The sequence below is a fragment of the Streptomyces sp. NPDC059567 genome (genome assembly GCF_042735655.1).
Lineage (GTDB): Bacteria > Actinomycetota > Actinomycetes > Streptomycetales > Streptomycetaceae > Streptomyces.
The window spans coordinates 23,493-34,352 of the sequence record NZ_JBHWBS010000049.1 but is presented as its reverse complement, the minus strand read 5'-3'; the positions used below and the strand labels follow the sequence as shown (position 1 = coordinate 34,352).

Below are 10,860 nucleotides of genomic sequence, written 5' to 3'. Positions count from 1 at the left end.
ACGCCCCACATCCACAACCCGCGGGGCGGGGGCGGCCCGCCTCGCCCCCCCCCCCCCCCCCGCCGATGCCCCGGGATCGGTCAGCCTCGGGTGATCAGGGTGATCACGATCGCGGTGCAGGTGATCAGAACTGCGACGGCTACGACGTCCGTCAGATGGCTGCTGGGCATGGACTCACCCTGCGGGGCGGGGTGAGCTCGCGGCAACGGTCACGGGACAATGGGGGATGCTGGAACGCGCGAACCTGCCGTGACCTGGGGAAATGACCCACCCCTGGAATGCGTTCCTGGGACGGTCGAGACGAGGGGGGGCGGGGCGGGTGGCAACGGAGGCGGATGGTTTCGCGGAGCTGGTGCGCGAGCTGAAGGAACGATCCGGGCTCAGCTACGGGGCGTTGGCGAAGAAGCTCCACGTCAGTACGTCGACGCTGCACCGGTACTGCAACGGTGACGCCGTACCTGCCGAGTTCGCACCCGTGGAGAGACTGGCGCGGCTGTGCGGAGCCTCCCGCGACGAGATGATCGCGCTGCACCGTAGCTGGATCCTGGCGGACGAGGCACGTCGGCGGGGCAAGAACGGACCGGCGGCTTCCGACCCGCAGGGTACGGCCGGAAGCTCGGCGGAAGCCGCGGAGGGATCCGGGGTGGAGGCCGCGGTGGCGGCCACCGCGGCGACTGCCTCCGAAGCCGTTCCGGACGCCGTCTCGGGCTCTGACTCGGACACCGCCACGATGCCCACCGCTCCCGAGCCCGGCGCCGCCGAGCCCGGCACCGCCGAGCCCGGCGCCGCCCCGGAACCCGGTGCCGCGCCCGAGCCCGGTGCCGCGCCCGAGGTCGTCGTGACCGTGCAGGCCCATCCGCGGCCTTCCGGCGTCCCGGATGCGTCCGCCCGCTCTCGCTCCCGCAAGCGGCTGCGGACGGCCGTCGCCGCGGCCGCCGTCGTCGCACTGGCCGTGCCCGTGGCGTACGCCGTCAGCAGCCCCGACGAGAAGGGAGACGGCGGCAAGAACGCCTCCGGACAGCACGCGGACGGATCCGTCGACCCGCCCGCGGCGAGCGTCTCCGCGCCCGTGACCGCCTCCGCGTCCGCGTCGGGCTCCGGCTCCCCGTCCGCCACCACGACGCCGAGCGCGCCGACGACCGCGTCCCGGGCGAACCCCTCCGCCCCGGCGACCCGCCAGGCGGCGGGCGCCCCCGTCAGCGTGGGCATCAGCTCGTACAACTGGGCCGGGGCCTGCGGCCAGCACTACGCCCTCGGCCAGCCGCCCGGGCAGGTCCCGCCCCCGCCCGCCCCGCAGGACAGCCGAGGCTGGGCGCGGGCGCTCGGCGGCGTCGACGGCGGCCATATGCAGCTCCAGCTCACCGCGACCGGCCGTACCGACGAGGCCACGGTCCTCACCGCCGTCCGCGTGCGCGTGGTGGAGCGCGCGGCGCCCCTGGACCGGGCGGCGTACTTCATGGGCGACGGCTGCGGCGGCGGCATCACCCCGCAGGCCTTCGACATCGACCTCGACGCCCCGCACCCCACCGCGAAGCCGGTCGCCGGTCTCGACGGCGAACACCGGGTACCCGCCAAGGACTTCCCGTACAAGGTCTCCACCAGCGACCCCCAGGTCCTCAACCTCGACGTTCACACCGAGTCGTACGTCGTCTCCTGGTACCTGGAAGTGGAGTGGAGCAGCGGCGAACGGCACGGGAAGGCACGCGTCGACGACGGCGGGAAGCCCTTCCGTACGAGCGCGATCGAAGGAAAGAAGGAGTACACCTACCGGCCCGACAAGGGCGAGTGGACCGCCTCGCAGTGACCGAACACGAAGGCCCCGGCACCGTACGGATACGGTGCCGGGGCCTTCGTCGTGCCTGTGGCGCGTCGTCAGAGGCGCTCGGGCGTCCGGATGCCCAGCAGGGCCAGGCCCTGGTGGAGCGTGCGGGCCGTCAGGTCGCAGAGGAACAGTCGGTTCTCCGCGATCTCCTTCGGCGGCTCCGGCTTGATGACGGGGCACTGGTCGTAGAACGTCGTGTACAGCGACGCCAGCTGGTACAGATACGCGGCCAGCTTGTGCGGGGCGTACTCCTCGGCGACCTCGGCCAGCGTCTCGCCGAACTGGTCCAGGTGCAGACCGAGCGCGCGCTCCGCCGGGGCCAGCTCCAGCTCGGGGTGGGCCAGCGGGGTGAGCTCGCCCGCCTTGCCGAAGATCGACTTGATACGGGCGTACGCGTACTGGAGGTACACCGACGTGTCGCCGTTCAGCGACACCATCTGGTCCAGGTCGAACTTGTAGTCCCGCGCCGCGGACGTCGACAGGTCGGCGTACTTGACCGCGCCGATGCCGACGTACTGGCCGTTCTCGACGATCTCCGTCTCGGTCAGGCCCACCTTCTCGGCCTTCTCGCGGACGACCGTCGTCGCCCGGTCCACGGCCTCGTCCAGCAGGTCCACCAGCCTGACCGTCTCGCCCTCACGGGTCTTGAACGGCTTGCCGTCCTTGCCGAGCACCGTGCCGAACGCCAGCTGGACGGCCTTGACCTCGTCGTTCAGCCAGCCGGCCCGGCGGGCGGTCTCGAAGACCATCCTGAAGTGCAGGGACTGGCGGGCGTCGACCACGTACAGCAGGGTCGTCGCCTTCAGGTTCTGCACCCGGTCACGGATCGCCGACAGGTCGGTCGCCGCGTAGCCGAAGCCGCCGTCGGACTTCTGGACGATCAGCGGCGTCGGGTTGCCGTCCGGGCCCTTGACGTCGTCGAAGAACACGCACAGCGCGCCGTTGGAGCGGACCGCGACGCCCGACTCCTCGAGGATGCGGCAGGTCTCCACCAGCATGTCGTTGTAGCCCGACTCGCCGACCACGTCCGGGTCGTTGATGTCCATGTCGAGCTTGTCGAAGACCGAGTAGAAGTAGATCTTCGACTCGTCGACGAACCGCTGCCACATGGCACGCGTCTGCTCGTCACCGGCCTGGAGGTCCACGACCCGCGCACGCGCCCGGGTCTTGAACTCCTCGTCGGAGTCGAACAGCGCGCGCGAGGCCTTGTAGAGCCGGTTGAGGTTGGACATGGCCTCCTCGCCGGAGACCTCCTCCTCGGACTTGTGGTCCAGCTCGTGCGGGTGCTCGACCAGGTACTGGATGAGCATGCCGAACTGGGTGCCCCAGTCGCCGATGTGGTGGCGACGGACCACCTTCTCGCCCGTGAACTCCAGGATCTCGACCATCGCGGCGCCGATCACGGCGGAGCGGAGGTGGCCGACGTGCATCTCCTTGGCCACGTTCGGCTGCGCGTAGTCGATCACCGTCGTGCCGGCGTTCTCCCCGTGGGGCACGCCGAGGCGGTCGTCGGCGGCCCGGGCGGCGAGGGTCTTGATGATCGCCTCGTCGGTGACCGTGATGTTCAGGAAGCCGGGGCCCGAGACCTCGATCTCCTTCAGCACGTCGTTCGCCGGGATGCCGTCGACGACCTTCGTCGCCAGCTCACGCGGATTGCCCTTGAGCTGCTTGGCGAGGGCCAGGATGCCGTTGGCCTGGAAGTCGGCCCGGTCGCTTCGTCGCAGCAGCGGGTCGGCGGAGCCGGCCTCCGGCAGTGCTGCCGAGAGACCTTCCGCGAGACGCTGCTGCACGGTCGAAGCGAGGGAAGGGACCGAGGCCATGAGCTTCCGTTCCTGTCGGTGGTTCAGTGGTGGGCTTTATCGCTTGTCAAGTGTCCCATGGGCGGGCAACGTGTTTTCTCCACCTGTGGACAACCTCGGAGTGGCCCCTTTCGTCTGGGAGAATGGCTGACGTAAGGCTGCAAGGCTTTCGAGGGAATCAAGGAAGAAGGACGTACCGACCGTGGCTCAGAGCAGCACCGAGACCGACTGGGTCTCCCGTTTCGCGGACGAGGTCATCGCCGAGTCGGAGCGACGTGCGCCTGGCAAACCGGTCGTCGTCGCCTCCGGACTCTCCCCCTCCGGCCCGATCCACCTGGGCAACCTGCGCGAGGTCATGACCCCGCACCTGGTCGCCGACGAGGTCCGCCGCCGTGGGTACGAGGTCCGGCACCTGATCTCCTGGGACGACTACGACCGGTACCGCAAGGTGCCGAACGGCGTCGCGGGCATCGACGAGTCCTGGGCCGAGCACATCGGCAAGCCGCTGACCTCCGTCCCGGCCCCGGCCGGCTCGGCGCATGCGAACTGGGCCGAGCACTTCAAGGCCGCCATGGTCGAGTCGCTGGCCGAGCTGGGCGTCGAGTACGACCCGATCAGCCAGACGGAGCAGTACACGGCGGGTACCTACCGCGAGCAGATCCTGCACGCCATGAAGCACCGCGGTGACATCGACGCGATCCTCGACCAGTACCGGACGAAGAAGACGCCGAAGAAGCAGTCGCAGAAGCCCCTCGACGAGGCCGAGCTGGAGGCCGAGGAGGGCTCCGGCGCGGCGAACGAGGACGACGGCTCCGGCGGCGCCGGGGGCTACTTCCCGTACAAGCCGTACTGCGGGCAGTGCGAGAAGGACCTGACGACGGTCACGTCGTACGACGACGAGACCACCGAGCTGGCGTACACCTGCACGGCCTGCGGCTTCTCCGAGACCGTCAAGCTGAGCGAGTTCAACCGCGGCAAGCTGGTCTGGAAGGTCGACTGGCCGATGCGCTGGGCGTACGAGGGCGTGATCTTCGAGCCGTCGGGCGTCGACCACTCGTCGCCGGGTTCGTCCTTCGTCGTCGGCGGCCAGATCGTGCGCGAGGTCTTCGACGGCGTGCAGCCGATCGGCCCGATGTACGCGTTCGTGGGCATCAGCGGCATGGCCAAGATGTCGTCGTCGCGCGGTGGCGTGCCGACGCCCGCCGACGCGCTGAAGATCATGGAGGCGCCGCTGCTGCGCTGGCTGTACGCGCGCCGCAAGCCGAACCAGTCCTTCAAGATCGCCTTCGACCAGGAGATCCAGCGGCTCTACGACGAGTGGGACAAGCTGGAGGCCAAGGTCGCGGACGGCTCCGTGCTGCCTGCGGACGCGGCGGCGTACGCGCGTGCCGCCCACACGGCCGCCGGTGAGCTGCCGCGCACGCCGCGGCCGCTGCCGTACCGGACGCTGGCCTCGGTCATGGACATCACGGCCGGCCACGACGAGCAGACCCTGCGGATCCTCACCGAGCTGGACCCGGAGAAGCCGGTCACCAGCCTGGACGAGGTCCGCCCGCGTCTGGACCGCGCCGAGAACTGGATCACCACCCAGGTCCCGGCCGACCAGCGCACCATCGTCCGCGACGAGCCGGACGCCGAGCTCCTCGGCTCCCTCGACGACCAGGGCCGCGAGTCCCTGCGCCTCCTCCTGGAGGGCCTGGACACGCACTGGTCCCTGGACGGCCTCACCACGCTCGTCTACGGCGTCCCGAAGGTCATGGCCGGCCTCGACCCCGAGGCCAAGCCGACCCCGGAGCTGAAGATCGCCCAGCGCGCGTTCTTCGCCCTGCTCTACAAGCTCCTCGTCAGCCGCGAGACCGGTCCCCGCCTGCCCACGCTTCTGCTGGCGGTTGGTGCGGACCGCGTGCGCAAGCTGCTCGGCGCGTAGAGGTACGGAGACCGGGAAGGGCCGTCACTGGGTTGGGTGGCGGCCCTTCGCCGTGTTCACCGTGGGCGGTGCCGGACGGTCGGCGGACGGAGTCCGGCGCAGCTGTCCGAAGCCCGGGAGGCCCCTCGGGGCCGAGCGGTGCGAGGGCGGCGTGAAGAGGGGGTCCGGTCCCCGCCTGCCCACGCTTCTGCTGGCGGTTGGTGCGGACCGGGTGCGCAAGCTGCTCGGCGCGTAGAGGTACGGAGACCGGGAAGGGCCGTCACCGGGTTGGGTGGCGGCCCTTTGCCGTGTTCGCCGTGGGCGGTGTCCGTGGCGGCCTCTCCGGCCTCGGCGCGGGGCGTGGGCCGGGCCGGTGGCGGCTCTTCTCCATCCTTGGGACTAGAACGGTTTCCGACGTGGGCACGACGAAAGCGGCCATCCCGCGGGAGACCGTGGAGGCATGAAGAACGAAGTCATCGCAGTCATCGGATGGATCGCCCTCGTGCAGGGCGCACTCGGCGCCGGCGGGCAGATCTTCGGGGACAAGGCGTGGGGGCTGCTCCAGAAGTGGTGGGACATTCCCACCGCCGGCTACCTCGTCCTGACCCTCGCCGGGGTCGCACTCGCGCTGTGGGGCGAGTCGGCCAAGAAGCGGGCCAAGGCCTGAGCCCCGACCCGACGCCGGTCACGGGATGTGGTTCTCCGCCATCTCCCGCTCGATACGGTGCCGCAGCTGCGGAGTCAGCTCCCGCAGGATCGACGCACTGCGCGGGTGCTGCACCCCGTACATGTCACTGAGCCATATGTCGAGCTGCTCGGCGTTGGGGAAGTCCTGCCGCTCCTCGACGTAGTCCCACATCGCCTTGTAGGCCGCCTCGGAGAACTCGTCCGCGGGCGGCTCCGGCTCCACGAACTCCGGGTACTCCTCGAACTGCTCCGGACCCTGCTCCTGGCGCGGCCCCGGGATCACCACGTCCTCCGGACCCTGCGGCACCGCCACCGGCGTCGGCTCCAGACCCTCCACGTACTGGGGGGCGAAGGCCGCCGTCTCGTACGCCTCCGGCGGCAGGGCCTGCGCCTGGAACCACGGGCTCTCGTGGTTCGCGGGCACCTCCGGCCCGACCTGGGCCTGGCCCTGGCCCTGGGGAAGCTGCGGCTGCGGCTGCGGGGCCAGCTGGACCGGCGGCTGAACCGCCTGCACCGGCTGCGGCTGGGCCGTCGCCGGCTGCGCCGGGATCAGCGCCGGCTCCACACCGGCCGCCGCGAGCCCCGCCGCCGCCGTCTCCGCCAACGGCACCCCGTACTTCGCCAGCCGCAGCGGCATCAGCGCCTCCACCGGCGCCTTCCGCCGCCACGCCCGCCCGAAGCGCGCCTGGAGCCGGGCCTGGTAGATCAGCCGGTCCTGCTCCAGCTTGATGACCTGCTCGTACGAGCGCAGCTCCCACAGCTTCATCCGCCGCCACAACCGGAACGTCGGTATCGGAGACAGCAGCCAACGCGTGAGCCGCACACCCTCCATGTGCTTGTCGGCCGTGATGTCGGCTATCCGGCCCACCGCATGGCGGGCCGCCTCCACGGCGACCACGAACAGCACCGGGATGACCGCGTGCATGCCGACACCCAGCGGGTCCGGCCAGGCGGCCGCGCCGTTGAACGCGATCGTCGCCGCGGTCAGCACCCACGCCGTCTGCCGGAGCAGCGGGAACGGGATCCGGATCCAGGTCAGCAGCAGATCCAGTGCGAGGAGCACACAGATGCCGGCGTCGATGCCGATGGGGAAGAAGTACGAGAAGTTGCCGAAGCCCTTCTCGACGGCGAGCTCGCGCACAGCGGCGTACGAACCCGCGAAACCGATACCTGCGATGATCACCGCACCGGCGATCACCACACCGATCAGCATCTTGTGCGTGCGTGTCAGCTGCACCGCGGCCACCCGCGATCCCCTCCCGTCAATCCACATCTCGCGGGCACAGCGTGGCACATGCGCGAGGAGCCCGGCCCCCGGGGGAGGGACGGACTCCTCGAAAACATGCGCAAATACGGGTGTTCGCGACGTGCGGCACGTGTGCTGCCGCGTGTTTGTTACCTGGCCGTGGCGGCGACCGCCGCGACGGCCTCCTTCGCGGCCTTCACGGCGCCGTCCATCACGACCTTGTCCGCGGGAGCGGCTGCCCCCGCGTAACCGGCGCCGTTGTACGTCAGCAGCACCAGCACATTCCCGGTCCGGGCCACGACCGAGGCGTACTTGAAGTCCTCGCCCGTCTTCTTCAGGTCGTACGCGACGGCCTTCGACTGCTCACCGACACCCGGCGCGTCCGTGGTGCGCAGCTTCTGCGCGCCCTCGGTCGCCTGGAGCTTGGCCAGCTCCTTGGCGAAGTTCTCCTGGGCCCGCTCCTGGCCGCTGCCGAGCGCGGCGTCCGACTCGTAGCGGTAGAAGGACACGTCGAGCCAGCGGTAGTGCGAGCCCTTCACGCCCTTGTCGTCGAGACCGTTCCACGAGCAGCCACCGCGACTCGACGTGTCGCTGGAGGTGGCGGTCGTACCGTTCTTCGCCTTCGCCTTGGGCACCAGGCTCGCGGTCGTCTTCGCGGAGATCGACTTGCACACGTCGGGCAGCTTCGAGAACTTCGCCGGCTCGACCGTCTTCGTCGACTGCTGGGCGCCGGGCGTGGCGGACGCCGAACCCTTGCCCTTGTCCGGGGTGCCCGAACCGCCGTCGGAGTCCGAGGAGCAGCCGGCGACGACGAGCATCACCGGGACGGCTGCGCAGGCGAGTATGCGGGTGAGTCGCGGGGCTGATCGGTGCATGGTTCCTTCAGTCGCTTGTCGTACGGTCCGGCAGTCGCTTGTCGTACGGTCCGGCCGGCGGCCACGGTACGCCGACACGTTACGTGCTCGCGATGGGCCCGCGACGGGCACACCGAGCGGCTCCGGGCGGCTACTCCTCCAGTCGCTCGGCGAGCAGCCGGGCCAGATTCCGGGCCTTTTCCTGCAGTTCCTGGCTGTCCGGGGGCTCCGCGGAGCCGCCGGTCTGCTCCACGTACTCGACCGTCACGATCACATTGGATGTGCGGAACACCACGCTGACGGTGCGGGGCCGACCGTTCGGACCGCCGGAGCTGAGCACGTCGTCGAGGAACGCGACCTGCCCGAGACCCTCCAGGACCCGGGGCTCCAGACCGGTGGTGGGGGCGACGGTGGGGACGGGGTCGGCGGAACCGGAGGGGGCGTCGGTGGGAGTGGTGGCAGCCGTGGCGCCGGCGCTGCCGGTCGGGCTCGCCGGGGTCTGCGGCGCCTGGGTGGCCTTCGGGGGCTCCGGAAGGTCCGCCGCGATCTGCTTGCCCGAGAACACCTCCTGCGCACGGTCGTCGTCGCTGACGGCGGAGTCGTACGACACCACCCGCTCGATGTCGAGGCGCAGCCGGTGCGAGGCGTCGGGGGTGTCGGCCTTCCAGCTGCAGCCGACCCGGCGGTCGGTGTCGTAGGTGACGGCGGCCGTGCCGCGGTACGCCTGGTCGCGGTCCTTCTCGGGGAGCTGGGCGGCGCCGGGGAGCAGGTCCCGGAGCGTGGCCTGCGGGACGGAGCCGCAGGGCTCGAAGAGGGTGCGGTAGCGGCCGGGAGGTGCGGGGGCGGCGGCGGGGCCGGCCTTGGAGTCGACGGCGTCCACGCCGGTTCCGCCGCCCGAGGAGCATCCGGTGAGACCCAAGGCGAGCGCCGCCGCCAGCGCTGTCAGACCGGGTACGTACGCCTGTCGCTGCACGCTCCCAGGCTCCCTTCTCCCGAAGACTTCCCCGAAAACTGTTTGCCGCCGGAGACCGGTGGGTGGACACAATGTCTATCGCACGCGCTGCCGTTGATGCCGGTCCGTTGTCACCTGTACGGGCCTTGGAGCCGGTTTTTGCGTTATCAGGCTTTTTGGGGGAATCGAGGAAGTATGTCGTATGTAGAGGTACCGGGTGCGAAGGTGCCCATCCGCATGTGGACCGATCCTTCCATGATCGACGACGGCGCGATGCGCCAGCTCCACAACGTGGCCACCCTGCCGTGGATCCAGGGCCTGGCCGTCATGCCGGACGTGCATTACGGCAAGGGCGCGACGGTCGGCTCGGTGATCGCGATGCGCGGGGCGGTGTGTCCGGCGGCGGTCGGTGTGGACATCGGCTGCGGGATGTCGGCGGTGAAGACGTCGCTGACGGCGAACGACCTGCCGGGGGATCTCTCGCGGCTGCGGTCGAAGATCGAGCAGGCGATTCCGGTGGGGCGTGGGATGCACCGGGACGAGGTGGACCCCTCGCGGCTGTTCCAGTTCCCGACGGCGGGGTGGGACGACTTCTGGTCGCGCTTCGACGGGATCGCCGAGTCGGTCAAGTTCCGTCATGAACGTGCCCAGAAGCAGATGGGGACGCTCGGATCCGGAAATCACTTCGTCGAATTCTGTCTCGACGAGTCGGGTGCGGTCTGGCTGATGCTGCACTCCGGCTCGCGGAACATCGGCAAGGAGCTCGCCGAGTACCACATCGGCGAGGCGCAGAAGCTGCCGCACAACCAGGGGCTCGTGGACCGGGACCTGGCCGTGTTCGTCGCGGACACCCCGCAGATGGCGGCGTACCGGAACGATCTCTTCTGGGCGCAGGAGTACGCGAAGTACAACCGCGCGATCATGATGGCGCTCTTCCAGGAGGTCGTCCGGCGGGAGTTCCGCAAGGCGAAGGTGACCTTCGATCCGGTCATCTCCTGCCACCACAACTACGTGGCGGAGGAGCGGTACGAGGGCATGGACCTGCTGGTCACCCGTAAGGGGGCGATCCGGGCCGGCTCCGGGGACTTCGGGATCATCCCGGGGTCGATGGGCACCGGTTCGTACATCGTGAAGGGTCTCGGAAACGAGGCGTCCTTCAACTCGGCCTCGCACGGCGCGGGCCGGAAGATGAGCCGGAGCGCGGCGAAGCGGCGCTTCTCGACCCGGGACCTGGAGGAGCAGACGCGGGGCGTGGAGTGCCGTAAGGACTCCGGTGTCGTGGACGAGATCCCGGGCGCCTACAAGCCGATCGAGAAGGTCATGGAGCAGCAGCGGGACCTGGTCGAGGTCGTCGCGAAGCTGAAGCAGGTCATCTGTGTGAAGGGCTGAGGGACGTACGAGGAGGGGGCGCCCCCCTGGCCCCCCGCCCCCCCCCCCAGATCCGCCCCCCCCCCCCCCCCTCCCCCCACCCCCCCCCCCACCAACCCTCTCCGCGACGGCGTGCGGCGGGGTGACCGGCTTTCACCCCCCCGCCCCCCCTCCCCGCCGGCCCCCCGCCGCCGGATACCGCTACTTCGAGACCGATGTGCACACC

At 70.3% G+C, this 10,860-nt stretch carries 8 protein-coding genes; 4 read left to right on the top strand and 4 right to left on the bottom strand.

Features of this window, described 5'->3' with window-relative positions; genetic code table 11:
* Positions 1 to 319 precede the first annotated feature (319 nt).
* On the top strand, positions 320 to 1,804 hold the full coding sequence (locus tag ACFVZW_RS21835) for a helix-turn-helix domain-containing protein (protein ID WP_384523674.1): 1,485 nt from the start codon (positions 320 to 322) through the stop codon (positions 1,802 to 1,804).
* Between the two features lie 68 nt (positions 1,805 to 1,872).
* Here ACFVZW_RS21835 and argS read toward each other — a convergent pair whose 3' ends face one another.
* On the bottom strand, positions 1,873 to 3,642 hold the full coding sequence (argS, locus tag ACFVZW_RS21830) for an arginine--tRNA ligase (RefSeq protein WP_384523672.1): 1,770 nt from the start codon (positions 3,640 to 3,642) through the stop codon (positions 1,873 to 1,875).
* Positions 3,643 to 3,823: 181 nt separating this feature from the next.
* On the opposite strand from argS, the gene lysS reads away from it, so the two are divergent.
* On the top strand, positions 3,824 to 5,548 hold the full coding sequence (gene lysS, locus ACFVZW_RS21825) for a lysine--tRNA ligase (RefSeq protein WP_384523670.1): 1,725 nt from the start codon (positions 3,824 to 3,826) through the stop codon (positions 5,546 to 5,548).
* Between the two features lie 439 nt (positions 5,549 to 5,987).
* Complete coding sequence (locus ACFVZW_RS21820) at positions 5,988 to 6,194, top strand: hypothetical protein (protein WP_384523668.1); 207 nt, start codon at positions 5,988 to 5,990, stop codon at positions 6,192 to 6,194.
* An 18-nt stretch (positions 6,195 to 6,212) separates the two neighbouring features.
* Here ACFVZW_RS21820 and ACFVZW_RS21815 read toward each other — a convergent pair whose 3' ends face one another.
* The 3 genes from ACFVZW_RS21815 to ACFVZW_RS21805 form a co-directional block, all read right to left on the bottom strand.
* Positions 6,213 to 7,460, bottom strand: coding sequence for a DUF2637 domain-containing protein (locus ACFVZW_RS21815; protein ID WP_384523666.1), 1,248 nt, complete (start codon positions 7,458 to 7,460; stop codon positions 6,213 to 6,215).
* Between the two features lie 149 nt (positions 7,461 to 7,609).
* A complete protein-coding gene (locus tag ACFVZW_RS21810; protein ID WP_384523664.1) occupies positions 7,610 to 8,335 on the bottom strand; it encodes a DUF3558 domain-containing protein in 726 nt (241 codons plus the stop codon).
* 130 nt (positions 8,336 to 8,465) lie between these two features.
* Positions 8,466 to 9,287 carry a DUF3558 domain-containing protein gene (locus tag ACFVZW_RS21805; protein ID WP_384523662.1) on the bottom strand — a complete coding sequence of 274 codons (822 nt, stop codon included), beginning with the start codon at positions 9,285 to 9,287 and terminating at the stop codon, positions 8,466 to 8,468.
* 174 nt (positions 9,288 to 9,461) lie between these two features.
* Between ACFVZW_RS21805 and ACFVZW_RS21800 the strand changes: the two genes are divergently transcribed.
* Positions 9,462 to 10,655 carry an RtcB family protein gene (locus tag ACFVZW_RS21800; protein ID WP_384523660.1) on the top strand — a complete coding sequence of 398 codons (1,194 nt, stop codon included), beginning with the start codon at positions 9,462 to 9,464 and terminating at the stop codon, positions 10,653 to 10,655.
* The last annotated feature ends 205 nt before the right edge of the window (positions 10,656 to 10,860 follow it).

What these genes read in the sequence shown, in the direction of transcription:
- argS (WP_384523672.1), bottom strand. Translation starts at nt 3,642, where the DNA reads ATGGCCTCGGTCCCTTCCCTCGCTTCGACCGTGCAGCAGCGTCTCGCG.
- ACFVZW_RS21820 (WP_384523668.1), top strand. Translation starts at nt 5,988, where the DNA reads ATGAAGAACGAAGTCATCGCAGTCATCGGATGGATCGCCCTCGTGCAG.
- ACFVZW_RS21810 (WP_384523664.1), bottom strand. Translation starts at nt 8,335, where the DNA reads ATGCACCGATCAGCCCCGCGACTCACCCGCATACTCGCCTGCGCAGCC.
- ACFVZW_RS21800 (WP_384523660.1), top strand. Translation starts at nt 9,462, where the DNA reads ATGTCGTATGTAGAGGTACCGGGTGCGAAGGTGCCCATCCGCATGTGG.